General features: G+C 41.3%; 19 protein-coding genes and 4 tRNA genes. 2 read left to right on the top strand and 21 right to left on the bottom strand.

Annotation, left to right across the window (positions count from 1 at the left end; translation table 11 throughout):
• Window positions 1-549 precede the first annotated feature (549 nt).
• From OOA_RS10880 to trxA, 19 genes are all read right to left on the bottom strand, one after another.
• A tRNA-Pro gene (locus OOA_RS10880) sits at window positions 550-626 on the bottom strand.
• Between the two features lie 30 nt (window positions 627-656).
• Window positions 657-742 (bottom strand) — tRNA-Leu (locus OOA_RS10875).
• 17 nt (window positions 743-759) lie between these two features.
• A tRNA-His gene (locus tag OOA_RS10870) sits at window positions 760-835 on the bottom strand.
• Between the two features lie 81 nt (window positions 836-916).
• Window positions 917-993, bottom strand: a tRNA-Arg gene (locus OOA_RS10865).
• A 156-nt stretch (window positions 994-1149) separates the two neighbouring features.
• Window positions 1150-2538 (bottom strand): bifunctional threonine/serine APC transporter ThrP, encoded by a 1389-nt coding sequence (gene thrP / locus OOA_RS10860; protein ID WP_008912199.1) that lies wholly within the window; start codon window positions 2536-2538, stop codon window positions 1150-1152.
• A gap of 369 nt (window positions 2539-2907) precedes the next feature.
• Window positions 2908-3645 carry a lipopolysaccharide N-acetylmannosaminouronosyltransferase gene (gene wecG, locus OOA_RS10855; protein ID WP_008912198.1) on the bottom strand — a complete coding sequence of 246 codons (738 nt, stop codon included), beginning with the start codon at window positions 3643-3645 and terminating at the stop codon, window positions 2908-2910.
• A gap of 9 nt (window positions 3646-3654) precedes the next feature.
• Window positions 3655-5010, bottom strand: coding sequence for an ECA oligosaccharide polymerase (wzyE, locus tag OOA_RS10850; RefSeq protein ID WP_008912197.1), 1356 nt, complete (start codon window positions 5008-5010; stop codon window positions 3655-3657).
• Window positions 5007-6089, bottom strand: a complete 1083-nt coding sequence (locus OOA_RS10845; RefSeq protein WP_008912196.1) for a TDP-N-acetylfucosamine:lipid II N-acetylfucosaminyltransferase — start codon at window positions 6087-6089, stop codon at window positions 5007-5009. The genes wzyE and OOA_RS10845 overlap by 4 nt, the downstream gene beginning before the upstream one ends.
• A complete protein-coding gene (gene wzxE, locus OOA_RS10840) occupies window positions 6086-7336 on the bottom strand; it encodes a lipid III flippase WzxE (RefSeq protein ID WP_008912195.1) in 1251 nt (416 codons plus the stop codon). Before wzxE ends, OOA_RS10845 begins: the two co-directional genes overlap by 4 nt.
• Window positions 7336-8466 (bottom strand): dTDP-4-amino-4,6-dideoxygalactose transaminase, encoded by a 1131-nt coding sequence (rffA, locus tag OOA_RS10835; protein ID WP_008912194.1) that lies wholly within the window; start codon window positions 8464-8466, stop codon window positions 7336-7338. The genes wzxE and rffA overlap by 1 nt, the downstream gene beginning before the upstream one ends.
• Window positions 8453-9193, bottom strand: a complete 741-nt coding sequence (rffC, locus tag OOA_RS10830) for a dTDP-4-amino-4,6-dideoxy-D-galactose acyltransferase (protein WP_008912193.1) — start codon at window positions 9191-9193, stop codon at window positions 8453-8455. Before rffC ends, rffA begins: the two co-directional genes overlap by 14 nt.
• Entirely contained in the window at window positions 9171-10052 is an 882-nt protein-coding gene (rfbA, locus tag OOA_RS10825; RefSeq protein WP_008912192.1) for a glucose-1-phosphate thymidylyltransferase RfbA, read from the bottom strand. The genes rffC and rfbA overlap by 23 nt, the downstream gene beginning before the upstream one ends.
• A gap of 9 nt (window positions 10053-10061) precedes the next feature.
• Complete coding sequence (gene rffG, locus OOA_RS10820) at window positions 10062-11129, bottom strand: dTDP-glucose 4,6-dehydratase (RefSeq protein WP_008912191.1); 1068 nt, start codon at window positions 11127-11129, stop codon at window positions 10062-10064.
• Window positions 11126-12388 carry a UDP-N-acetyl-D-mannosamine dehydrogenase gene (wecC, locus tag OOA_RS10815; RefSeq protein WP_008912190.1) on the bottom strand — a complete coding sequence of 421 codons (1263 nt, stop codon included), beginning with the start codon at window positions 12386-12388 and terminating at the stop codon, window positions 11126-11128. Before wecC ends, rffG begins: the two co-directional genes overlap by 4 nt.
• Entirely contained in the window at window positions 12385-13515 is a 1131-nt protein-coding gene (gene wecB / locus OOA_RS10810) for a non-hydrolyzing UDP-N-acetylglucosamine 2-epimerase (protein ID WP_008912189.1), read from the bottom strand. The genes wecC and wecB overlap by 4 nt, the downstream gene beginning before the upstream one ends.
• Before the next feature lie 100 nt (window positions 13516-13615).
• Window positions 13616-14674 (bottom strand): ECA polysaccharide chain length modulation protein, encoded by a 1059-nt coding sequence (wzzE, locus tag OOA_RS10805; protein ID WP_008912188.1) that lies wholly within the window; start codon window positions 14672-14674, stop codon window positions 13616-13618.
• A gap of 31 nt (window positions 14675-14705) precedes the next feature.
• Window positions 14706-15791: a UDP-N-acetylglucosamine--undecaprenyl-phosphate N-acetylglucosaminephosphotransferase gene (gene wecA / locus OOA_RS10800; RefSeq protein WP_008912187.1), complete on the bottom strand. Its 1086-nt coding sequence runs from the start codon at window positions 15789-15791 to the stop codon at window positions 14706-14708.
• An 845-nt stretch (window positions 15792-16636) separates the two neighbouring features.
• Window positions 16637-17896, bottom strand: coding sequence for a transcription termination factor Rho (gene rho / locus OOA_RS10795; RefSeq protein ID WP_008912186.1), 1260 nt, complete (start codon window positions 17894-17896; stop codon window positions 16637-16639).
• A 707-nt stretch (window positions 17897-18603) separates the two neighbouring features.
• On the bottom strand, window positions 18604-18930 hold the full coding sequence (trxA, locus tag OOA_RS10790) for a thioredoxin TrxA (protein ID WP_008912185.1): 327 nt from the start codon (window positions 18928-18930) through the stop codon (window positions 18604-18606).
• A gap of 117 nt (window positions 18931-19047) precedes the next feature.
• Between trxA and rhlB the strand changes: the two genes are divergently transcribed.
• On the top strand, window positions 19048-20334 hold the full coding sequence (gene rhlB / locus OOA_RS10785) for an ATP-dependent RNA helicase RhlB (RefSeq protein WP_008912184.1): 1287 nt from the start codon (window positions 19048-19050) through the stop codon (window positions 20332-20334).
• Window positions 20335-20345: 11 nt separating this feature from the next.
• A complete protein-coding gene (gene gppA, locus OOA_RS10780; protein ID WP_008912183.1) occupies window positions 20346-21851 on the top strand; it encodes a guanosine-5'-triphosphate,3'-diphosphate diphosphatase in 1506 nt (501 codons plus the stop codon).
• A gap of 54 nt (window positions 21852-21905) precedes the next feature.
• Here gppA and rep read toward each other — a convergent pair whose 3' ends face one another.
• On the bottom strand, window positions 21906-23927 hold the full coding sequence (gene rep, locus OOA_RS10775; RefSeq protein ID WP_008912182.1) for a DNA helicase Rep: 2022 nt from the start codon (window positions 23925-23927) through the stop codon (window positions 21906-21908).
• Between the two features lie 910 nt (window positions 23928-24837).
• The gene (gene ilvC, locus OOA_RS10770) at window positions 24838-26313 is read right to left on the bottom strand and encodes a ketol-acid reductoisomerase (protein WP_008912181.1); all 1476 of its coding nucleotides are present in this window, start codon (window positions 26311-26313) and stop codon (window positions 24838-24840) included.
• Between the last annotated feature and the right edge of the window lie 43 nt (window positions 26314-26356).

Here is a 26356-nt window from a genome sequence, read left to right as displayed (position 1 = left end):
TGCATAGCGGGTTCCTCAGTGAAAAGTTATTTCTTAGTCGAAAGATCTGATCACAGAACCCGCTTTTAGTTCCCTTCTTTTTTTTGTTTTTCTTATCCCGAGTTCAGGTTAATTATATTCTGTGCTCTATCTTGCTAGTAAAAATTGAGCTTATGCCTTTTATCTGAGTAAGTTATATTTTGAAAAATTTATGAGATAAAAATAATCACAGGAAAAATCGATAAGATGATATAGACCGTAGAATTAAATGTAGCTAGGTGTGGATTAGCGAATAAGTAACTGACGTTGATAAAGAGTTGGAAAAGTTGACATACGCTGTTTTTGTAAGCCTTGTAAATTCAATGTGTGAGATTAGCGGAATGATTAAAAAGATGCGCATAAGCGTCCAATAGAGCTATTCCTCATTATGAAACACTATGATGAGCAAAGGGAAAATAGCTGATTTATTCGGATAACTGAATGAGAGACTCTATTGATTCATACCATTTGAAGCCGATGAGATCGCTAGAAAGCAAAAACCCCGCTTATAAAAGCGGGGTTCTTTAAATGTGGTCGGCGAGAGAGGATTCGAACCTCCGACCCACTGGTCCCAAACCAGTTGCGCTACCAAGCTGCGCTACTCGCCGATACTGTACTTCCCTTTAGCATTTTTTTCGTGGTGCGAAAGGGGGGACTTGAACCCCCACGTCCATAGGACACTAACACCTGAAGCTAGCGCGTCTACCAATTCCGCCACCCTCGCAAATGTCACAAAAAAAATGGGGTGGCTAATGGGACTCGAACCCACGACAACTGGAATCACAATCCAGGGCTCTACCAACTGAGCTATAGCCACCATAACTTCACTTTATTCAAAGCTTTGTTATATTACTACATACAACTTTGTTTTGCCAACCGTAGCAGCACGCTATTTTAATGGCGCGCCCGACAGGATTTGAACCTGAGACCTCTGCCTCCGGAGGGCAGCGCTCTATCCAGCTGAGCTACGGGCGCTTCACGCCGTTGCGAGTGCGGATATTACGGGCATAATCATTCTCTGTCTAGTCCTTTTTTAAATAAAAATATCGATTGCTTGCCTTTTGCTCACTTAGGCGATAAAGAGAGCATATTTCCCCTCTTTATCGATAAATTATTCAATAAAAGGAATGACTAGGACAAAATATCCTTTTTCTGTTCCCTATTATTTATCGCTCGGATCAAAAAATAACATACGGAAACCACCAATAAAAATATCGCTCCCACAATTAACGATAAGCGAGTGTCTGGATTAATCGCCATTCCTACCAATACACACGCTAAAAATAGTAGTGTGGCATAATTCACCCAAGGAAATAAGATAGATTTGAAAGGATGCCCAACAAGTTGTTGTTTGTTTTGTTGTCGAAAACGTAGCTGGCTAGTGAGAATAACTAACCAAGGTACCATTCCGGGCAAAACGCTGGCGCTGTATACATACACGAAGACTTTTTCAGGGTTAGGAATAATATAATTCAGGCTAGAACCTGCTATTAGGCAAAGGATAGTAAAGCCAACACAACGCCCTGGGACGCCATTACGCGTGAGTTTCAATAGTGACTTAGGCAATTGCTTGTTTTGCGCTAATGCATACAGCATACGCCCACCACTGTACATCCCGCTATTGCAACCAGATAACGCAGCAGTAAGTACAACAAAGTTAATTACTGCGGCTGCCGAAATAATCCCTACTTTCGCAAAAGTTAATACGAATGGGCTGCCTTGTTGGCCAACTTCAGTCCAAGGAAACAGTGTCACTACAATAAAAATTGCACCAACATAAAAAATTAAAATACGCCATAGAATCTTATTGATCGCCTTTCTCAGGGTAACTTGCGGATTTTTTGCTTCTCCTGCGGTGATACCAACAAGCTCAACACCTTGATAAGAAGCTACCACGATACATAGCGCAAACAAGAACCCTTTCCAGCCCCCCGCAAAAAACCCGCCATGTTCGGTCAAATTGCCAAGACCTATGGCCTCGAAATTATTACCAATTCCAAAAAAGATCAGCCCCAAACCAATTAAAATCATAACGACAATTGTCGTTACTTTAATCATGGCAAACCAAAACTCTAATTCCCCGTACAATCTGACCGCGGCGAGATTAGCTAAAGCGACTAAAGTAACAGCAATGATTGCAAACACCCATTGGGGGACGTGAGGAAACCAATATTCTGCATAAACGCCAATCACGGTGATTTCCGATATTCCAACTGCAACCCACATGAACCAATAGCCCCATGCGGTTAGGCAGCCCCAAAATGGGCTTAAATATTTATAACCGAAAGCAGCAAAAGACCCAGTGACTGGCTCAAGGAATAGCATTTCGCCCATTGAACGCATAATAAAAAAGACAAAAATACCGGCAATGATATAAGCCAGTAGGACTGAAGGTCCCGCCCATTTTAATGTACTCGCCGACCCCATAAATAAACCGACACCTATTGTCCCGCCAAGAGCGATCAGCTCAATATGACGAGCCTCCAGACCTCGCTGTAATCCCTGTTGCGAATTTCCCATAAAATCCCCTGTCGTCGAAACTAAAGATAAACCATGGCTTATGAATATTTATAGTAATAAGCATGATAATCTTTCATAAAATGATGACTTAATCAGTCGAAAAAGATGACATAAACCTAAGCTTAAGATAAAAACGCAAGTACTATACACAAAATAATGCAAGATGCAGCAAGGTATCCATAAAGAAAGCCTTAAAGCCACTAATTTAGGTATTTGATATATTCTGTTAACGCAAGCAGTAACGAAAAATTAGAAAGATGAGGAAGAGGGAAGTAATTGAGGACAGAGCCATTGCTGCAACAATAGAACTTATGCGTTGTGACATGTCACGACGATAAAATTTATACCGTTGTGACATGTCACGAACAATTAAAGCTTACCACCGTAATAATAAGTTAAAAACTTCAATAACTTAAACTGTCTTTTGATCCGTGTCGGTTGAGCTAATAAGCGATACAGCCACTCTAAACCGAGATTTTGCCACACTTTTGGGGCGCGTTTTACATGACCAGTGAACACATCATAAGTACCGCCAACGCCCATATAAAGCGCATCTGAGTGAACTTTACGGCAATCACGCATGAAGATCTCTTGCTTTGGTGAGCCCATTGCTACAGTCACTATCTTGGCACCACTGGCATGAATACGTTCAAACAGTGAATCTCTATCTTCTGCGGTAAAATAACCATTTTGCGAGCCCACTATATTTACATTCCACTGTGAGCGTAGCTTACTTTCCGTTTGTTCAAGAATTTCAGGTTTACCGCCAATGAGAAAAACAGGGGTACCTTCTTGACCAGCTCGTTCCATTAAAGCCTCCCAAAGATCGGCTCCCGCAACACGAGAAACTTCTGCTTGTGGATATTTACGGCGGATCGCACGCACAACGCTAATTCCATCAGCATAGAGATACTCCGCCTGCCCAAGCAAGGTATTTAATGCAGAGTCATTTTCTGCTGTCATGACTTTTTCAGCATTGACTGCGACGAGTGTACCCGCTTTTGTTTCACCATCAGCAAACAGGTGATCCAAAAAATGAGCCATATCTTTAAAGCCCCAAATTTGGTGGCCTCGAATCGTATATTGTGGAATAGATTGCTGTTCCATAAAGCTCCTTTAGCGGTTTTCGCGACGTTGGCTGCTTAAATAAGAAGCTGCTTTTACTCGAATAAGCCCCGCGCTTTCAAATAACCAGTACAGTAATTTTGCCAGAATCAAACAAAGTCCGAAAATAAGACAGAAAAACACGACACGTGATACAAAGGAATCAACCCCTTCACGTGCTAAGACAATCATATTAAAAATAGCGCCAAAGCAGAAAGCTTGCATAATCGCAGCTTTATAACGATTTGGCTCTCTAAGACTCATCCCATAAATCCAGTCAAACCACTTGATGATTAACCCAACAACAATCGCGCCAAGAGGAATAAATAAAACCCCACCCATGACAACAAGTGAGCCAATGAGAGTCGGTGATATTGCCAATCCTGAGTGATTATTGAGAACTTCCCATGTAAAATAGTTTGCTGAATTAAGTACCGTATCAGGGCGACTTGGCCATAACCAAGACGGGATAAATACATAGAAATCACGCACAATGGGCGCTAATCCTTGGAACTCAATCTTGTCATAATGGCTTAACAGCAGCGCAAGGTTTTCCCACGGAGAGAAGGTATCCCGCGTTAAATACAAGAAAGTATAAAATGCTTCAGCTCCATTGACGTCAAGACCATAGCGTTTTAAAGCCAACCAAAACATCCCGACAATGCTTGCCACTCCAGCCGCTGCCAGCATCCAAAGAGTGATCCATCCCCTAACAATGCCGATAAACAAAAACAATGCGAATGCAATGATGATATTTGCGCGAGTTCCGCCAACAATCACATAGGTTAAAAAGCCGAATGCAACTGTGCTGACAAGGAAAAAAATCCAACGTTTTTGTGATGGGCGCAGGAAATAAACAATCAACATGGCAGGAATGAAGAAATAGAAAAAGCGTTTTAATGCCACCCCAGAAACCTGACTGGAGAAAATCTGACTATACGATTTCAGCTTAAATAGCAAAAAGCCATTTTGCATAAAGAAGATCCCAACTGTCACTACCGCGACCATAATCAATAGTAAGCAGGTAATGTTGGTTTCAACCCTATTCATAGTAAACATTGAGCGTTTAACCGTTTCTGAGCGTGCTGTCAGCCGAGTTTTATACGCCACATAATAGATAGCATAGAAGCTGGTTGCCGCAAGCTGCGCGTACAGTAAATATTCGGCAGGGACAACCGCGACATCAAATTGGAATACCAGCGCACAAGTTAGTGGAAAGCCAAAATAAAATGTCAGTAAATACAATAATGAAAAGAAAATATTAAAATTAAAACGTACGCGCCGAAACTCTTTATAGAGTAACGTTCCCATGAAAATGATGGAAACTAGATAGACGACCGCTAAGCCCCCTAACTCGCCTAAGGTCATGCTTGCTCCTCCGCAATGCCCAGAATTGTTTTCCAGCCATCCGTAAAGTTAGGTGCAAAAAAATCAATGTGTTGCTTATCCAATAAACCCATCTGGCGTTGTGCTTCATCGACCAACCCCAGCGATAGCTCATCTCCATAGAAGAACACAGGGATATTTTGTGCCGTCAAATCCTGCCAAAACGTATTTTGGCGGCTTATCACAAAGGGGATACAGAACTGAATAAGCAAACAAACAGTCCCAACACCTTGCTGGCGATTAAAGATAAAATAGCCTAAGTCACATGTTTTCAATAAATTCAGGTAATCACTGAATTCCATGCGATCTTTAAGGATGCTTACCTGATCGGCAGTAAACTGTGTTTTCGCGGCATGTTCTACCTGCTGAATATAGGTTTGATTATTCGCCGGATAGCCCATTGGGATAATAATCTTAACTTGCTCACCAAACTGCTGTTTAATGGCGCCCAGTGCCTCTATATGACGATTAGATTGATCGCCTGAATTACCCAATAGAATTGTCAAAGTCTCGCCCTGACGTGTTGGACGCTCGTTTAGAGTTAGGTTTGGGTCCATTCTAGTTGGGAAATAAAGTACCGAGGCCGGAACTTTTGGATTCGATTGGTGGAAATAGCACAGGTCACCCCGTGTTGCACATACATGCCCCACCTTTTTCTGAGCTAACCGGCGCAAAATATAAAATAATTTGAATTTCAGAGAGCGGGACTCTTCGTACAGATCTGCTCCCCAAATATGCCACCAGAACTGGTGAGATTTAATTTTACCGAATAACAATGCAAGCCAAATAGCAGCATTAAATTGACCATGAAAGAAAAAACGCTCACGGCGATCCGCCTTAGCGCGGCTTATCACGGCATCAGCGACTGACGCTTTACTCCCAAAAATTTCAATTTCTAATTCAGGGTAAGCATCCGCAAGCTGAGCATCTTGGCTAACCACCATAAAATGTGGTTTTTGTGACACTGCATCTTCTGAGCAGATCACATTATTAAAAAATGTCAGCACCGTTTGATTATGGTGAGGGAGATCAGATCCCAGTACATGTATTAAGGTTGTCATACTCGCCTACGGTAAATCAAAAATACGCAACAACAGAGAAGAAAGTACACGATATAAGTTGCCATATAAGCTTGTGTTGCCCCTATAGCACCGTGTTCAGGTATCAACCAATGGGAAAAGCCCATCAAGAGGATAAACTGGCTCACCTCTGTCAAAATATAAAAACGTAATGCAGCCTTCGCAATAACCAGATAGCCAAAAACGTATGCACCGACTTTCAGCACATCACCAACTAACTGCCATGCGAATAAATCCCGCATTCCTGTAAATTTTTCAGAAAATAGTAACCAAATAGCAAAGTCACGTAATAACCACACCGCAAAACTTGCGACAGCAACAGCAGGTAATACAAACTTTAACGCCTTAATAATCTCAGCTGAGATTTCACTTTTATGCTGTAACCGGGATAGCGTAGGTAACAAATAAACGGAAAATGACGCGGTTATAAATTGCAAATAAGCATCTGAAATCGTACTTACCCCAGCCCATAATCCAACCTCATCCCAGCTATACTTCGTCGCCAATAGATTTCGCATCATAATATAGGCAACAGGCAAAGTAACTGACGTGATTAACGCCATGATAGTAAATTTGCCTAAATTGGTCGCTATCGCTTTATCCCACGCTGGTTTTAATGCGGATAACGCAAACTGCTTACGCCGTAAAATCATCAAAGCAGCGGGTAATACCACCAGCGCAGGAACTAATGCCAGTCCAGCTAATGCCCCGTCATAACTTCCAATTCTATAGCATAAATAATAGGCAATAACACCAATTATACTACCAAATATAATGGCTTGAGCATTGCCAGAGGCATCTCGATACCCCTTAAGGATTGCCAAGAAATAATTCGCATAGGCAATTCCCATTTGAATAAAAGCAACAGCTTGGATGACAGGTTGATACGCTTTACTATCAAACAGCCCTTCACTGATAGGCCCGCTAAAAAACAGAAAAACTAACGTCAGTAGTGTTGAAGACCCAAGAATGAGAGTCGATGAAGTGCCAAGCACCGCCCGTAATTTCTCAGGATCTTGATGATGCTCCGCCACATACTTGGTTACGCCATTAAAAATACCAGCGCCAGATAAAACGCCTAATACTGTGATTAATTGGCGAAAGTTTCCTGCTAACCCAACCCCACTAGGGCCAAATGAAACTGCTAATAATTTGACAATCAAAAGGCCTGCCCCGATTTTTATCAGGGTAGACCCAGCAGTCCAAATTGATGCTCTTGCTAACGACATTAGGCAAAAAACGCCTTAATTTGTGCGATAATAGTTTGCTGCTCTTCATCGGTCATATTGTAGAACATTGGCAAACGGACTAAACGGTCGCTTTCGCTAGTGGTATAGCGATCTTCACCATGAAAACGGCCAAACTCTTCACCAGCAGGGCTGGTATGAAGCGCAACATAATGGAATACCGTTAAGATGCCGTGGGATTTCATGTAGTCATTAAAGGCTGTACGCTCTTCGATATCTTTGAGTTTGATATAGAACATATGCGCATTGTGTTTTAGCTCTTCCGGTACGATAGGTAGTGCAAGATGGCCTGCCTGTGCTAGCGGTGTAAGTGCTTCATAGTAACGTTTCCACAGCAATAAACGGCGGTCATTGATCTTTTCAGCTTCTTCCAATTGTGCCCATAAGTAAGCTGCTTGCAAATCAGATAACAGATAGCTGGAACCAATGTCGCGCCATGTATATTTATCGACTTGACCACGGAAGAACTGACTGCGGTTAGTGCCTTTTTCACGGATCACTTCCGCACGATTAATCAGAGACTTATCATTAACTAATGTCGCGCCACCTTCACCACCTGAAGAATAGTTTTTAGTTTCATGGAAACTATAGCAACCAATATGTCCAATAGTACCGAGAGCACGCCCTTTGTAAGTTGACATCACGCCTTGAGCTGCATCTTCAATCACAAATAGATTATATTTTTGTGCGATCGCCAGAATAGTATCCATTTCACAAGCAACCCCTGCATAATGTACAGGTACAATCGCACGAGTCCGCTCGGTAATAGCTGCTTCAATTTTTGTTTCATCGATATTCATGGTATCTGGGCGGATATCCACAAATACAATCGTTGCCCCTCTGAGGACAAACGCATTTGATGTCGAAACAAAGGTAAAGCTTGGCATAATGACTTCATCACCAGGCTTGATGTTAATCAGGATTGCTGCCATTTCTAACGATGCAGTACAAGAAGGTGTTAGCTGGACTTTCGGGCAATCAAAACGCTGCTCCATCCACTCTTCACAACGTTTAGTAAAACCACCATCACCACATAGCTTGCCGCTATCCATGGCTTGTTTCATATATGCTAATTCGGTCCCTACAACGGGTGGTTTATTAAATGGAATCATGTTGTCCCCTATATAACCAATACGCGGTGCTTGCAACGGCAGCACCACAACGTGAATAAAGATTTAATGCCGCAATATTGCTTATTTGGGTGGCAACATTTAACTGTCTTTTTTTGTGTTGCTCACACCAAACAAATGCTGCTGACATCAATTTACGGCCAATCCCTCGCCTGTTTGCTTCTGGCATAACGGCAAGAAGGCCTATACGCGCTGTATCATCATCAAGATGCTTCAGGCTAACAAAACCTAAGATGTCGCCAGATATATCTTTTACTAACAGGCATGTATGGTCAAAAGCCCCTAAAACCGCTTTTTCTACCCATAATGCATAAAAACGCCCGCTATCACCTTCTTTGTACCACGGTGCACGAAAACGGCTCTGGCTAAAAACATGCTCAGCCGTATGACGTAGCAAAGGAATATCGTCGGCGGTTGCAGACTCAAACGTATCCATCGTGGCTAAACCACTTCTTAAATAAGCATTTTCTATGCCAATAGTCAGAGCAAAATCGACTTCACCTTCAACAAGCGAAAAACCCAACTTTGATAAGCCATCTAAGCGAGCCGTTTCAGTGGCTGCTATTTTTGCTTGAACAAGATCATAGCTATCTAATTGGCTAGCAAGCACAATCTCAGCTGATGAAGCCGTGAAGTCTAATTTTGCTGTGGAAAGCCCGAAAAAATCAGACTCCCATTGTAAACTATCAATATTGGCGTGGACGGACACGAAGAAGATCCTCTAAATACTGACCATAACCCGTTTTTTTCAACTGTTCTGCCGATGCTTTAACTTGATCATCACTCAGCCAACCATTGCGCCACGCAATCTCTTCTAAGCACGCAACTTTAAAACCTTGTCGTTTTTCAACAGTTTGTACAAAAGTACCCGCTTCAATTAAGCTATCGTGTGTACCGGTATCTAACCAAGCAAAACCACGACCTAGCAGTTCAACATTCAGCTCGCCTCTATCTAAATACATCTGATTTATGGATGTAATCTCTAACTCACCACGTTCTGATGGTTTAACTTGCTTAGCAAATTCAACGACTTGATTGTCATAAAAGTAGAGTCCCGTGACAGCCCAGTTAGAGAGCGGCTTTTTAGGTTTCTCTTCAATCGATAACACTTTAAAGTCATTATCAAATTCAACTACACCAAAACGCTCTGGATCCATAACTTGATAACCAAATACCGTCGCGCCTTGTATTCTCGACGCAACCGACTTCAGTTTAGGGCTAAATGAATGACCAAAGAAGATATTATCACCCAGTACCAAGCAGCATGAATCACCATTGATGAACTCTTCGCCAATAATAAAGGCTTGAGCAAGGCCATCTGGCGATGGCTGCTCAGCATAGTTCAGCTCAATACCAAACTCACTACCATCACCGAGTAACCGTTTAAACATAGGCAAATCATCCGGTGTTGAGATGATTAAAATTTCGCGGATCCCTGCCAGCATCAATACTGATAGCGGATAGTAAATCATCGGCTTATCATAGATGGGCAACAGCTGCTTTGAGATACCTCGTGTAATTGGGTGTAAACGCGTTCCCGAACCACCAGCCAGTATAATACCTTTCATGAGATCCCCTTAACTGCCTAAACCAAGACGTTCGCCTGCGTAAGAGCCATCTTGTACACGACGCCACCAAGTTTCATTATTCAAATACCACAACACTGTTTTACGAATACCTGACTCAAAGGTTTCTTGCGGAGTCCAACCTAATTCACGGGCAATCTTATCTGCATCAATGGCATAACGCATATCATGGCCAGGCCTATCCGCCACATAAGTGATTAAATCACGATACTGCGTAACACCTTGTGGCTTTTGAGGATGAAGCTCTTCAAGCAGTTCACAAATTGTTTCTACAACATCAATATTACGGCGCTCATTATGGCCACCGATATTGTAAGTTGTACCCGGTTGCGCGGTCGTTGCGACTAAATGCAATGCTCGTGCATGGTCTTCCACAAATAACCAATCACGGATCTGTTCACCTTTGCCATAAACAGGTAGCGGTTTACCTGCCAATGCATTGAGAATAATTAATGGGATCAGCTTTTCTGGAAAATGATAAGGACCATAGTTATTCGAACAATTGGTAATCATCGTCGGTAAGCCATACGTCCGTTGCCAAGCTCTCACTAAGTGGTCACTCGACGCTTTAGAGGCTGAATAAGGGCTGCTTGGAGCATATGGTGTCGTTTCCGTAAAAAAGCCATCAGGTCCTTCCAAGTCGCCATATACTTCGTCAGTGGAAATATGGTGAAAACGGAAAGCCGCTTTTTTCTCAGCTTCAAGTCCCATCCAATACTGGCGGGCGGCCTCTAACAAGATATATGTGCCGACAATATTGGTTTCAATAAATGCTGCTGGGCCATCGATAGAACGGTCAACGTGACTTTCCGCAGCCAAATGCATCACTGCGTCTGGTTGATATTCAACAAAGACACTATCGAGCGCAGCTCGGTTGCAGATATCCACTTGTGCAAACGCATAGCGCTCGCTCTTCGAGACTTCGCGCAATGACTCTAAATTACCCGCATAAGTCAGGCAATCGACAACAATCGCACTGTCATTGGTATTCTCGATGATATGACGAACAACTGCGGAGCCTATAAAACCTGCTCCACCTGTGATGAGAATACGTTTCAACGCCAAACTCCTTTGGTATCAACTACCCATTTTTGCGTAATCAATGACCCTTGAATGCCTTTAAATAGGTTGTGATCAACCAGCATTAAAATAATATCTGCATCTGTCACCGCATCTTCAATTGAGACTAATTCAGCGATACCTTTCAATGCTGTTGGTAATTCATGGATATGCGGTTCAACAGCGTAAGTTTTACCTTTGTTCCAATTAGCAATCATCTTAGTGATGTGCATTGCTGGGCTTTCACGCAGGTCATCAATATTCGGTTTAAAGGAAAGTCCAAAGCAGGCAATCGTGACTTCACTGGCTTTTTTACCTGTTTCAGCTAAACAGTCTGCAACTGCGGCTTTCACTTGGTCAACAACCCAAATTGGCTTACCATCATTGACCAAACGCGCAGTATGGATCAAACGAGATTGTTGTGGATTTTGAGCAACAATGAACCATGGATCGACAGCGATGCAATGGCCACCAACACCTGGGCCTGGTTGTAAGATATTGACGCGCGGGTGTCGATTAGCCAAGCTGATTAGCTCCCAGACATTGATATCTTGGTCTGCACAAATCAGCGATAATTCGTTTGCAAATGCAATGTTGACATCACGGAAGCTATTTTCCGTTAATTTACACATTTCGGCGGTTCTGGAGTTAGTAATAACACACTCACCTTCAAGGAAAATGTTATACAGATCACTTGCACGCAAGGACGACTTTGGTGTCATGCCCCCAACAACACGGTCATTTTTAATCAACTCAACCATAACTTGCCCCGGCAACACACGCTCAGGACAGTAAGCGACATCGATATCTGCCTCTTCGCCAGCTTGATGAGGAAAAGTCAAATCAGGACGTGCTTGCGCCATCCATTCGGACATTTGCTCAGTAGTACCTACTGGAGAGGTCGATTCTAAGATAACTAAATCGCCTTTTTTCAATACGGGTGCGATAGATTCCGCAGCCGCTCTTACATAAGTAAGATCTGGCTCATGTTCGCCTTTAAACGGTGTTGGTACTGCGATTAGATAGGCATCCGCAGGTTGCGGTTTAGTAAAGGCTTTCAGATGACCCGCTTCAACTGCCGCTTTTACGACTTGGTCGAGTTCTGGCTCAACAATGTGGATTTTACCCTGATTAATGGTATCAACTGCATGCTGGTTGACATCAACGCCAACAACTTGCTTTTTACGCGATGCAAAAGCCGCTGCTGTTGGTAAACCAATATAACCAAGGCCGATAACAGAAATAGTTTCAAAACTCATAATTTCACCTGATTGCTTTTTAATGCTTCAAGAATACGCTGACAAGCATGACCATCCCCATAAGGGTTATGAGCGCGGCTCATTGCATGATATTCCGCTTCATCTGTCAGTAACCGGTTAACTTCTGCAACAATTTTTTGTGTATCAGTACCTACAAGATGTACCGTTCCAGCTTCAACGGCCTCTGGACGTTCCGTGGTGTCTCTCATCACTAAAACTGGTTTGCCTAATGATGGTGCTTCTTCCTGAATTCCACCTGAATCAGTCAAAATCATATAAGCATGATTCATCAAATAAACAAATGGCAGATACTCTTGTGGGGTAATCAGAATTATATTATCAATATCATGCAAAATACGTTTTACAGGCTCACTGACATTTGGGTTCAAATGAACAGGATAAACCACTTGAACATCAGGATGAGTCTGGGCAATTTCCGCCAATGCATGACATATACGTTCGAAACCACCACCAAAGCTTTCACGACGATGGCCTGTGACCAAAATCATTTTTTTACTCGGATCAATAAATGGGTAATTAGCAGCCAACTTTTCAGCCATGTGCTTATCGCTCATGACTTTATCGCGTACCCACAACAATGCATCAATAACGCTATTTCCCGTTACAAAAATATGATTATCTGGGATAGATTCTTTCAATAGATTTTGGCGTGAATTTTCTGTTGGAGCGAAATGGAACATTGCAAGGTGACCCGCAATTTTGCGGTTAGCTTCTTCAGGCCATGGTGAATAAAGGTTACCAGTACGTAACCCTGCTTCCACGTGCCCAACAGGAATACGATGGTAGAATGCTGCAAGGCTTGTCGCCATTGTCGTCGCCGTATCGCCATGCACTAAAACAACATCGGGTTTAAAATCAGCAAATACCGCTTTCAATCCTTCAAGTATACGACACGTAATGTCAGTTAAATCTTGTCCTGGTTTCATAATGTTGAGATCATAATCGGGTGTGATCTCAAATAGTTTCAGTACCTGATCGAGCATTTCTCGGTGCTGGGCCGTAACACAAACTTTAGCTTCAAAAGCGGTATCATTAGCAAGTGCGTGAACCAACGGAGCCATTTTAATGGCTTCCGGTCGAGTGCCGAATACAGTCAATACTTTCACAGTGACTCTCTTATATTTATCTGATGCAGTTATCTGCTTTTATTTAATTATAATGACTTTATGCGGTGGCTGATGCAGAAGTCAGCCACCAATAAAAAAATCAGAATGTGCGTCGACGAGCGAGTACTATACCCGCACCAACCAATGCACCTATAGCGCCCCACAGAACCATCATAAAGGCTCTACGTGGGCTATCACGTTTGACAGGATCTTCAGGTGTTCGTAAATAACGATAAGCCTGAAAATTATCTTGGAGAGTTGGTCCAACATTCAATGTTGATAACATTGCGATATTTTGATCATACTCTGTGTCATGATCAGGACCTGTTGCTTTTAAAGTTTCAATTTGAGCTTCCAATAACGGAACCCCTAACATAAACATTTTAGAATCAGGGATTTCATCAACTGGAGCAGTGCTCTGATTACGAGAAATACCCTGATTTTGCGCGACTTTAAGTGCTTGTTCGAGGACATTCAAGCGTCTTTCGTAGGCGGCCTCAGCAACCATTTCTTCACGTTTTACTAACGCTTTCATTGATTGCATTTTCGTCGCCCAAGTTCCCTTGAGTTCATCATTCAAGTTTGTCGTAGCACGTTGGTTTGCAAATTGCGTATATTCACGCAGCAACTGATTTGCATCAGTTGATGTCTCTGCCACTAACTTAATGCTATCAGCCATATTCTTCAGATTATCTGCTGGGGTAAATTCGATGTTATCAATCAATTCATCCAACAGAGCTGCATCTGCTTTCGGGTCATTCTCTAAACGATGCTTATAATAATCAGTCGTTAACCAAAACTGACGGCGTGTATCATAAGAGCCGATCTGCTTAATAAACTCTTGATAAGCTTCATTTGCAATCGTTGGTAATTGACCTTCTTGACCCGTAGAGTTAATACGAGAATCAAGATTGCGCAAAAACTGTTGCTGCGAATAATAACTTCCCAAATTATTCACTGTTGGCAAGTCTGTAATCGCAGTCGAACTCCATTTTTGCTGCATAAAATAGGATGCTCCCAATGCAATAGCAGCAAAAATAACAGCAATTGCAACGATCCAAATTTTACCTTGCCATAAGGAGCGGCACAAACCACGGATATCCAATTCCGGTTCTATCGGCGGTTGATACTGATTAGGTTGTGTTTCTGAGTTTTTCACTGCACAGAACCTCTATTTTTTCCGTTTGTCGTTACCGTACTGCACCTCTACGCATACGACGTCTAGCACGTTTAATAAAACGAGCCACTTTCCAAGCGCGTTTGATGCAATAACCATACATTACGAATACAAGCAAAAATAATGCCAACATTACCCATTCTGGAATAAATGTTAATCTTTCACCAAGAATTCCCACGCATGCTAAAAATGCAGCAGACAGAGTAATAAGTACAAAAGCACCTTTTGGCGTAAAACCTGAGCGCATAATTAAATGATGAATATGTTGACGGTCAGGTGAAAATGGACTCATTCCTTTACGAATACGACGGTACATAATCGCAACCATATCCATCAATGGAATCGCAATAATCCATAATGCAGTGACTGGATTAATTGGATGTACTTTTTCCTGCGTTGATTCAACAAGAATCCAAATTACGGTAAAACCAATAAGTGTACTTCCCGCATCACCCATAAAAACTTTAAGGCGAGGACCAAGCAAACCAAGATTTAGGAAGATATAAGGAAGAATAGCCGCAATAAAGGCAAAACACCAAAATGCGAGTGCATAACTACCGCCTTGATATAATAGAAAACCTAACGCGCCAAAAGATACGCAGGATAATCCCCCCAAAAGCCCATCGATACCATCAACCATATTAAATGCATTAATTGCAGCCCATACCGCAAATAATGTAACAATATAGCCGAATGGGCCCAATACAAGTTCCCATGGACCAAATGCATGACCTAATGATTCTAATTTAAGGTCAGCAATTGTCATCATGGCTACAGCAACCATTGCCTGAACCCCAGCTCTTAACTTAACGCTAATATCAAACCGGTCGTCAAGAGCGCCAATAAATACAAGCAATCCAGCACAGGTTAAGTATAACCACTTATGAGGAATATATTCATCTGTGATTAAAAATGCAAAGCAAACACCAAAAAAAACCGTTATTCCACCAACTAAAGGAATAAGTCCTACGTGTTTTTTCCTAAAGTTAGGTTTATCAACCAACCCGATTTTTATTGCAACAATTCGAGCGATAAAAATAAATACTAACGTGAACAAAAAAACATAAAAAAGACTAGTAATAAATTGTGCGGTATCCACGAGTCAACTCTCTTATCTTTTTATTTAATCTAACACTAAAATGTTTGAGCTCATGCTAAGTCACGAGCGATAGTTAATGCATTATCATCTCAAAAGAGATAACTACCATAAGACCAATCTTTAATAACTATATTGTAGACCAACATAACTATCAGAGTTGTACTTTTAAAAATCTCAATTCGTAGTGTAGTCTTATTAATTAATTTTATACTTAATGAAAGCAATATGCATGCCATAAAGAACAATAACTACCTATGATTATAATTTTATACATTTTTTTCGTATAATAAATGAACCTTTTTTAATGAATCAGAAATTTCTATTATGTGAATTATATTATCATTAAATAAATAAGCATACTGAATATACGTATTAACTTCATTAAGCGGCTCATTGTTTGAATAAAACAATGATGTGTTTTACCCAGACATTTGATTTTCTATTTTGCTGAGGAAAAAATCCAATATAAAAAAGATTATTTTTCTAATAATTGTCGTTTAATACCGTGAGTCATATCCCATTGCTATAAATTAACATCACTTAATGATGGTAATGTGATTTTTAAATAAAGATATAACGCAAATTTAGGGTGGATAAAAAATCATGACGTGGCTATATAGAAATAAGTAAGCTTATATTTATAAAAAACATCATAAAAAGGTAAAAAAAAACGCTGCCATAGACAGCGCTTATTGAAGCCAATGATATACCCGTCAAATTTCAAATTACAGGGTTGTTATTTTACTCAGCTATCTGGATCACAGTGTTATCGATATTCACTGCAACAGTTTCGCTTACCACCTCTGCAAGTAACTCAATTATTTTGGATATAAATGATTAAGCGATTAAGCTCGTTTCATAAAATCGAAAAAATCTTCATTGGTTTTAGTCATTGCTAATTTGCTAATGAGAAATTCCATCGCATCGATTTCGCCCATTGGATGAATAATCTTACGTAGAATCCACATTTTTTGTAATTCTTCTTGCGTAGTGAGCAGCTCTTCTTTACGTGTACCTGAACGATTGTAATCAATCGCTGGGAAAACACGTTTTTCTGCGATCTTACGGGACAGGTGTAATTCCATGTTACCTGTACCTTTAAACTCTTCGTAAATAACTTCGTCCATTTTAGAACCAGTATCAACGAGAGCAGTCGCAATAATAGTTAAGCTACCACCTTCTTCAACATTACGTGCAGCACCAAAGAAACGCTTAGGACGATGTAATGCGTTTGCATCCACACCACCTGTTAATACTTTACCTGATGAAGGAACTACTGTGTTGTATGCACGCGCAAGACGAGTAATGGAATCAAGTAAAATAATAACGTCTTTTTTATGCTCAACCAGACGTTTTGCTTTTTCAATCACCATTTCAGCAACTTGAACATGACGCGCTGCTGGCTCATCAAAAGTTGAAGCAATAACTTCACCTTTTACCAGACGCTGCATTTCAGTTACTTCTTCTGGACGCTCATCGATAAGCAGTACCATAAGAACGCAATCAGGGTGATTATGAGCAATGTTCGCTGCAATATTTTGCAGTAACATGGTTTTACCCGCTTTTGGTGGAGCAACAATAAGACCACGTTGACCACGACCAATAGGGGCAGCTAAATCCAAGACACGTGCTGTTAAATCTTCAGTTGAACCGTTTCCACGTTCCATACGAAGGCGACTATTTGCATGTAATGGAGTTAAGTTTTCAAAGAGAATTTTATTGCGGGCGTTTTCAGGTTTATCAAAGTTAACTTCATTAACTTTTAATAAGGCAAAATAGCGTTCCCCTTCTTTAGGAGGTCTAATTTTTCCTGAAATGGTATCGCCTGTGCGAAGGTTAAAACGACGAATTTGGCTGGGAGAAACGTAGATATCATCAGGACCGGCGAGGTAAGAACTGTCTCCTGAACGGAGGAAACCAAATCCATCCTGCAATATTTCCAGAACGCCATCGCCGAAAATATCTTCCCCGCTTTTAGCGTGCTGCTTCAAAATTGAGAAGATAATATCCTGTTTTCTCATACGGGCTAAGTTTTCTAGCCCCATGTTTTCGCCTAACGTAATCAATTCAGATACTGGCGTATTTTTTAATTCGGTAAGATTCATAATGGTGGGTTCTTTAACTCGGGGTAATTCTCGAACTATGAACGTAAATTGAAGGCAGCTATATATAAGACATAAGTGCCCGTTAAACTTTATAACGTCCTGTTGATAGCTACAAACTAAAACTATTAACAATACGTAAAAATTCTTGCCCTTGTTATTGCTAAGATTGCGCTAACATATCACGGCGATTCATCTGAGAGATGCACGACCTATTATTAGAAACACAAACAATATTAGCAATAGTTTTTTGCATCTTTAGAACAACATCTATCCCAATATAGCAAATTGTTCACACTCAAAGCACGAAAACACAAACCTAAAGCTTTGAATGCATTCTACACCAGTGCTCAGCGTAGTTTTACTATTCTAGTCTCAACGACGACTTACAGCCCATGCTCATCTTTGTTTAATTGATATTGCAAATTATACCACAAGCGAAGTTATTGAATGTTGCAATCACTACAACTCAATTTTCAAATGGTAATTTTAGAAACCAACATATTAACAGCCCTAGATCACGATACATGAGCTACAACTGAACTGACTAACCAGATATTTAAGATAAGAGCAACGGATTACAAAGTAATTCATATGAGTGCTATATGAGGATTGCAGATAACTTATCACGCTTCAGGGAGGACGTCTAGCGATCCTCTATATAAAATAGATAAACCGCTAAACGTTTTGACTCAAACTACTAATACAACTTACAGATTTTCGTCTAAAAACTCTTTTAGCTGAGTTTTAGATAACGCACCAACTTTTGTTGCTGCTACACTGCCGTTTTTGAATAACAGAAGAGTTGGGATGCCACGAATACCGTATTTTGGTGCGGTAGCCGGATTATCATCAATATTCAGTTTTGCGATAGTCAGTTTGCCTGTATATTCTTCAGAAACTTCATCAAGAATAGGCGCGATCATTTTACAAGGACCACACCATGCTGCCCAGAAATCGACGAGAACAGGTGAACTAGCTTTCAACACTTCGGCTTCAAAGCTTGCATCAGTTATATGAATAATTTTGTCGCTCATATTGTACTCCAATAGATCATTTTTTTAGACTGAGTGTAACATTAATTGGCATCAGTACGCTTTATTTCAAAAGATACACTTTCGTAAACCAACCGTTAACTGATATTCTACCACACTATGAGTAAAGCACACTTGACAGAAAAGAAGTTTTCCGACTTCGCCTTGCACCCAAAAGTCATTGAAGCATTGAATAAAAAAGGCTTCAATTATTGCACGCCTATACAGGCGTCTACCCTGCCTTTCACTGTCGAAGGCAAAGATGTTGCGGGGCAAGCGCAAACAGGTACCGGCAAAACGTTAGCATTTTTAACGTCTACATTTCACTATTTATTAACTCACCCTGCTGTTGAGGGTAAAAAAGTCAATCAACCTCGTGCGCTAATCATGGCGCCGACTCGCGAATTGGCTGTACAAATTTACTCAGATTCTAAAGAACTTGCTGAGTATACAGGCTTAAAAATAGGCCTCGCTTATGGCGGTGATGGCTATGATGAGCAATTAAAAGTACTTCAGAATGGCGTTGACATCCTTATTGGTACAACTGGCCGCTTGATTGACTATGCTAAACAAGGTCATGTTGACTTAGGTGCAATTCAAGTTATTGTTCTTGATGAAGCCGACCGCATGTACGATCTTGGGTTTATTAAAGACATTCGCTGGCTATTCCGTCGTATACCTGCGGTGACGGAAAGGTTGAACCTGCTCTTTTCTGCCACATTGTCTTACCGTGTCAGGGAATTAGCTTTTGAGCAAATGAATAACCCTGAATATATCGAAGTTGAGCCATTACAAAAAACAGGTCATCGCATTAAAGAAGAGCTGTTTTATCCTTCAAACGAAGAAAAAATGCGCTTATTGCAGACCCTACTTGAAGAAGAGTGGCCTGAGCGCTGTATCATTTTTGCTAATACCAAACATCGTTGTGATGACATTTGGGCACATCTTGCCGCAGATGGCCACCGTGTTGGTCTATTAACAGGTGATGTTGCACAGAAAAAACGTCTGCGTATTTTAGAAGAATTTACCCAAGGTAATCTCGATATTCTGGTTGCAACTGATGTTGCTGCTCGTGGATTGCATATTCCATCAGTCACTCATGTCTTTAACTATGATTTACCTGATGATTGTGAAGACTATGTACACCGTATTGGTCGCACTGGACGTGCAGGTGAAAGTGGTCATTCAATCAGCCTTGCCTGTGAAGAATACTCTCTGAATCTGCCTGGAATTGAAGAATATATTCAGCATTCAATCCCTGTAAGTAAATACAATAGTGATGCACTATTAGCTGATCTTCCAGTACCAAAGCGTCGTCATCGCCCGCGTCCAGGGGGACCTCGCCGCAATTCCAATTCACCACGTCGCCATAATGGTCCACGTAATAACCATAAACGCCCAGGCTGAGTGATAACGATATGCTGAAATCATCTTCTCTCTACGCAGCAATTGATTTAGGCTCGAACAGCTTTCATATGCTGGTTGTTCGTGAAATTGCAGGTAGCATTCAGATTATTTCTAGAGTTAAGCGCAAAGTACGTCTTGCTGCGGGTTTGGATAGCAACAATATGTTATCAGAACAAGCCATGGATCGCGGCTGGCAATGTCTTCGGCTCTTTTCAGAGCACTTACAAGACATCCCCACATCTCAAATTCGGGTGGTTGCAACCGCAACATTACGGTTAGCAAAAAATGCCGATACCTTTGTGGAAAAAGCCAGCGAAATTCTAGGTAATACTGTCCGCGTGATTCAGGGAGAAGAAGAAGCACGTCTGATTTATCAAGGTGTGGCGCATACAACAGGCGGCCCCGAACAACGTTTAGTGGTTGATATTGGTGGTGGTAGTACTGAACTGGTCACAGGTACTGGTGCAAAAGCACAACAGCTATTTAGCCTTGAAATGGGTTGTGTCACTTGGCTTGAACGCTATTTTAGTGACCGCTCTCTCACCGAAGAGAATTTTGCAAAAGCCGAATCAGCAGCACATGCGGTGATAGCTCCGATTGCAGACACCTTAAAAACCCACGGCTGGAAAATTTGTGTTGGTGCATCAGGGACAGTTCAAGCCATCCAAGAAATTATGATTGCACAAGGCATGGATGAGCTGATTACGTTAGATAAGCTACGGCAGCTCAAATACAAAGCTATTCAGTGCCATAAACTTGAAGAGCTTGAAATTGAAGGCCTTACTTTTGAGCGAGCACTCGTTTTTCCAAGTGGGCTGTCGATCCTTATTGCTATCTTCGAAGCATTATCCATTGATAATATGACATTAGCGGGTGGAGCGCTGCGAGAAGGATTGGTCTACGGGATGCTCGAATTACCGATTGAGCAAGATATCAGAGCCCGCACACTACGCAATATTCAACGCCGTTTTCAAGTTGATATTGAACAAGCTACCCGCGTTCGCCAATTAGCAGAGCATTTCTTTTTACAAGTTTCTAAAGATTGGGAATTAGATTTACGCTGCCGTGATTTGTTATCGAGTGCTTGTGCATTACATGAAATTGGCTTAAGTATCGATTTCCGTAAAAGTCCAGAACATGCGGGTTACCTAATTACGAATCTTGATTTACCGGGATTCACACCCGCACAAAAACGCTTACTTGCCGCCTTATTGAGAAATCAACATGGGCCTGTCGACCTTGCGACACTTAGTCAACAAAATGCATTACCGATGCAACAAGCTTATGCATTATGTCGACTTTTGCGATTGACCATTATCTTTGCAAGCCGCCGACGCGATGACACACTACCTGCATTGAGGCTCAATACAAATGCGCAAAATCTGGCCGTAATATTACCTTACCGCTGGTTAGCAGAGCATCCGCTACGTGCGGAAAATCTGCAACAAGAAGTTCAGTGGCAAGGCTATGTTAATTGGCCGCTAAAGCTTGAAGAGCGCAATAGCTCGAATAATTAATTTATTTATTGCCTCACACTAGCTTATTACTAGTGTGAGGTTAATAACTTAAACTTAAGTTTTCTTATTTAATCCTAAACGCGCCTTGATATCGGCAAGTGCTGACTGCCCTTTCTGCATTCGTTCTTCAGCGCTTACCACTTTACGCTGCTGCTCCCACTCCAAATCATCTTGTGGTAACTCCAATAAAAAACGGCTTAATTCTGGACGAATTAACTCACCATATTGACGACGTTCACGACAATGCGTAAAAAATAATTCTCGTTGTGCTCGAGTAATACCGACATAGGCTAATCGGCGTTCTTCATCAATATTATTTTCATCAATACTGCTTTGATGGGGTAATAAGCCCTCTTCCATGCCAACAAGAAAAACATAGGGAAATTCTAATCCTTTAGAGGCATGCAGTGTCATCAATTGAACCTGATCGGATTCCTCATCGTCTTCACCTCGTTCCATCATATCGCGCAAGGTAAAGCGAGTGACGATTTGATTCAGCGACATTGGGTCATTCAGCTCATCACCCTCAATCATTTCACTCATCCAAGTAAATAGCTGATTAACATTTTTCATCCGCATTTCAGCCGCTTTAGTACTGGCAGATGTCTCATAGAGCCAGCTTTCATAGTCCGTTTCGCGTAATAAATCACGTACTGCCAGTAAAGGTTCACGTTCAGATTGCTGAACAATTTTGTCCATCCAGTGAGTAAATTGCTGAAGTGCGGTTAATCCTTTACCTGTTAATGACTGTTCCAGTCCTAAATCAAAACTCGCTTGATAAAGACTTTTACCACGCTGATTTGCCCATTCACCCAGTTTTTGGATAGTTTTAGGGCCTATTTCTCGGCGAGGTGTATTCACAATTCTCAAGAAGGCGCTGTCATCTTCTGGATTAGTGAGCACACGTAAATAAGCCAACAAGTCTTTAATTTCTGGGCGAGAGAAAAAGGATGTTCCCCCCGATATACGATAGGGAATGCGGTTTTGCATTAGCATTTTTTCAAAAATACGCGATTGGTGGTTACCTCGGTACAAAATGGCATAATCTTTATATTGTGTTTTATTAATAAAGTGATGTGCAATTAGCTCACCAATCACTCTTTCTGCTTCATGATCCTCATTGTTAGCGGTTAAAACTTTCAGAGGAACACCATAACCTAGCTCAGAAAATAATTTTTTCTCAAATACGTGGGGATTATTGGCAATCAAAATGTTAGCTGCTTTTAGTATCCGCCCTGATGAGCGATAATTTTGCTCCAACTTGATCACATTGAGCTTAGGAAAATCTTGGCTAAGTAACACTAAATTTTGTGGACGTGCACCGCGCCATGAATAGATAGATTGATCATCATCCCCTACGACAGTGAAACGCGCTCGATGGCCCACCAGCAGCTTAACTAGCTGGTATTGACTGGTATTAGTATCTTGGTATTCATCCACCAGCAAGTAGCGAATTTTTTGTTGCCAGCGCTCACGGACTTCTTCGTTATGATACAACAGCAAAGTTGGCTTACTAATCAGGTCATCAAAATCCAATACATTACAGCTTTTCAGATGCAGTTCGTAACGGTGATAACACTCAGCAAAATGATGCTCTTTTTCACTTCTGGCCTGTCCAACAACGTGGTCTGGTGAAAGAAGATCATTTTTCCAGTTTGAGATCGATGAGATCAGTTGCTGTAAAAGGTCTTTATCCTCTTCGAGCAAATCAGAGGTTAGCTCTTTAAGCAATGCCATTTGGTCCTGATCATCAAATAGCGAAAAGTTTGCTTTAATCCCAAGCGCTTTGTACTCACGCTTAATGATTTCCAAACCTAAGGTATGAAATGTGGAAATAATCAAGCCACGAGCTTCCTTTTTACCTAATGTTTGGGCAACACGTTCTTTCATTTCTCGTGCTGCTTTATTGGTGAAGGTAACTGCCGCAATTTGCCGAGGTTGATAGCCACATTGGCGGATCAAATGCGCTATTTTATTGGTAATGACTCGGGTTTTTCCGGATCCAGCCCCCGCCAATACAAGGCATGGGCCATCCACAAATTCAACAGCCTGCTGCTGGCTTGGATTTAATCGCATGGTTTCTCTGAATAAGGTTAATTACAAAAAGGCATATTGGTAGGGATTGTAGCAGAAAGCGCACAGTGCATAAAAACAACTAAGCCCCGAAAATTAATTTAATCCAACCGCCTCACCCATAAACAAAAAAACTCTGTAATCACCTGACCAACATAGCTTTAAAACGACTTTTTCAATATAAAATCATAAATAAAATAATGCCAAAAGTGCCAATTTGGCACTTTTCGATATAATTAATTCATCATTCTAGCTCAAAAATCATTTCACCATAGTGATCTAGCCAACGTAGAGAATCGCAAAACCTTTTTTTGTTTACCCAAGAAAAGCAAAAACCGTGTAATCAGCAGACCAACGCAATTTTAAAACGGCCTTCCAATGCAAAGCCATGAATAAAATAACGATAAAGTGCCAATTTGGCACTTTTTACTATAAATAAATCATTATTCTAAGGGTAAAAATCATTTCACCACGATGATCTAGCCAACGTAGAGAATCACAAAACCTTTTTCTGTTTACTCAAGGAAAGCAAAAACCGTGTAATCAGCAGACTAACACGGTTTTAAAACGGCCTTCCAATGCAAAGCCATGAATAAAATAACGATAAAGTGCCAATTTGGCACTTTTCACTATAAATAAATCATTATTCTAAGGGTAAAAATCATTTCACCACGATGATCTAGCCAACGTAGAGAATCACAAAACCTTTTTCTGTTTACTCAAGAAAAGCAAAAACCGTGTCACTCATCTGAGCCACACGGTTTTAAAACCACTTAATCATAAAGCCATTTTTCTAAACTATTCGCGCTAGAGGAAGGCGGCAAGCGAGGTTATCCCTAGGAGCATACATAAGTATGTGACTAGGGTAACAGAGTGCAGCCAACGCACCTATAGTGCGAAGAGTGACGAAAAATTAGCCGCCAACGGAAATGCGTTGCATATCCTTCATATAACCCCGTAATGTTTTGCCGATAACTTCAATCGGATGGTTACGAATAGCTTCATTAACATCACGTAACTGGGCATTATCCGTACCATTATCTGCGACTGATTTCGCCAAATCACCAGCTTGCAATTTAGCCATAAAATCTTTAAGCATTGGTACTGCTGCAAATGAGAACAAGTAGTTACCGTATTCTGCTGTATCTGAAATAACCACGTTCATTTCGTACAGACGCTTACGAGCAATGGTATTGGCGATCAGTGGTAATTCATGCAGAGATTCATAATAAGCTGATTCTTCAAGAATACCCGCTTCCAGCATTGTATCAAATGCAAGTTCAACACCTGCTTTAACCATGGCAACTAATAGGACGCCATGATCGAAATACTCTTGCTCTGAAATTTTAGCGTCATATTCTGGATAATTTTCAAACGAACTGTTACCAGTCTCTTCACGCCAAGTCAGCAAGTTTTTGTCATCATTCGCCCAGTCAGCCATCATTGTTGATGAAAACTCACCTGAAATGATGTCATCCATATGTTTTTGGAACAATGGCGCCAAGATAGTTTTTAATTGCTCAGACAACGCAAATGCACGTAATTTAGCAGGGTTTGACAGGCGATCCATCATCAGAGAGATACCGCCTTGTTTCAGTGCCTCGGTGATTGTTTCCCAACCGAACTGAATCAATTTACCCGCATAGCCTGGCTCAACGCCATCAGCAACCATCTTGTCATAACTCAGCAACGCACCTGCTTGTAACATACCACAAAGAATAGTTTGCTCGCCCATCAAGTCAGACTTAACTTCTGCAACGAAAGAAGACTCAAGAACACCAGCACGATGGCCGCCTGTTGCTGCTGCCCATGCTTTAGCAATTGCCATACCCTCGCCTTTCGGGTCATTTTCTGGGTGAACAGCAATCAGCGTTGGAACACCGAAACCACGTTTATATTCTTCACGAACTTCAGTACCTGGGCATTTTGGAGCAACCATCACAACAGTAATATCTTTACGGATCTCTTCACCAACTTCAACAATGTTAAAGCCGTGAGAGTAACCTAATGCAGCACCTTGCTTCATCATCGGCTGAACAGCGCGAACAACTGTTGAGTGTTGTTTGTCTGGTGTTAAGTTAACAACCAAATCAGCTTCTGGGATCAGCTCTTCGTAGGTACCCACTTTAAAACCATTTTCTGACGCTTTACGCCATGATGCGCGTTTTTCCGTAATTGCTTCTGGGCGTAATGCATAGGAGATATCTAAACCAGAATCGCGCATATTCAGGCCTTGGTTTAAACCTTGAGCACCACAACCGACGATGACGATTTTTTTACCTTTCAGGTATCCAGCTTCATCCGCAAATTCTTCGCGGTTCATGAAACGACACTTGCCTAACTGCTCTAACTGCTGACGCAGATTCAAAGTATTAAAATAATTCGCCATTGTCTTGCTCCATTGTTCTGTTGTATTCGTTATTTCAGGTCCT

The organism is Providencia burhodogranariea DSM 19968 (assembly GCF_000314855.2).
In the GTDB taxonomy this organism is placed as follows: Bacteria; Pseudomonadota; Gammaproteobacteria; order Enterobacterales; family Enterobacteriaceae; genus Providencia; species Providencia burhodogranariea.
The sequence above is the reverse complement of the archived record's forward strand: the minus strand, read 5'-3'. Positions and strand labels throughout refer to the sequence as shown.

What these genes read in the sequence shown, in the direction of transcription:
- rep (WP_008912182.1), bottom strand. Translation starts at nt 23,927, where the DNA reads ATGCGATTAAATCCAAGCCAGCAGCAGGCTGTTGAATTTGTGGATGGC.
- rfbA (WP_008912192.1), bottom strand. Translation starts at nt 10,052, where the DNA reads ATGAAAGGTATTATACTGGCTGGTGGTTCGGGAACGCGTTTACACCCA.
- OOA_RS10845 (WP_008912196.1), bottom strand. Translation starts at nt 6,089, where the DNA reads ATGACAACCTTAATACATGTACTGGGATCTGATCTCCCTCACCATAAT.
- wzyE (WP_008912197.1), bottom strand. Translation starts at nt 5,010, where the DNA reads ATGACCTTAGGCGAGTTAGGGGGCTTAGCGGTCGTCTATCTAGTTTCC.
- gppA (WP_008912183.1), top strand. Translation starts at nt 20,346, where the DNA reads ATGCTGAAATCATCTTCTCTCTACGCAGCAATTGATTTAGGCTCGAAC.
- wecC (WP_008912190.1), bottom strand. Translation starts at nt 12,388, where the DNA reads ATGAGTTTTGAAACTATTTCTGTTATCGGCCTTGGTTATATTGGTTTA.
- ilvC (WP_008912181.1), bottom strand. Translation starts at nt 26,313, where the DNA reads ATGGCGAATTATTTTAATACTTTGAATCTGCGTCAGCAGTTAGAGCAG.
- wecG (WP_008912198.1), bottom strand. Translation starts at nt 3,645, where the DNA reads ATGGAACAGCAATCTATTCCACAATATACGATTCGAGGCCACCAAATT.
- rhlB (WP_008912184.1), top strand. Translation starts at nt 19,048, where the DNA reads ATGAGTAAAGCACACTTGACAGAAAAGAAGTTTTCCGACTTCGCCTTG.
- wzxE (WP_008912195.1), bottom strand. Translation starts at nt 7,336, where the DNA reads ATGTCGTTAGCAAGAGCATCAATTTGGACTGCTGGGTCTACCCTGATA.
- trxA (WP_008912185.1), bottom strand. Translation starts at nt 18,930, where the DNA reads ATGAGCGACAAAATTATTCATATAACTGATGCAAGCTTTGAAGCCGAA.
- rho (WP_008912186.1), bottom strand. Translation starts at nt 17,896, where the DNA reads ATGAATCTTACCGAATTAAAAAATACGCCAGTATCTGAATTGATTACG.
- rffA (WP_008912194.1), bottom strand. Translation starts at nt 8,466, where the DNA reads ATGATTCCATTTAATAAACCACCCGTTGTAGGGACCGAATTAGCATAT.
- thrP (WP_008912199.1), bottom strand. Translation starts at nt 2,538, where the DNA reads ATGGGAAATTCGCAACAGGGATTACAGCGAGGTCTGGAGGCTCGTCAT.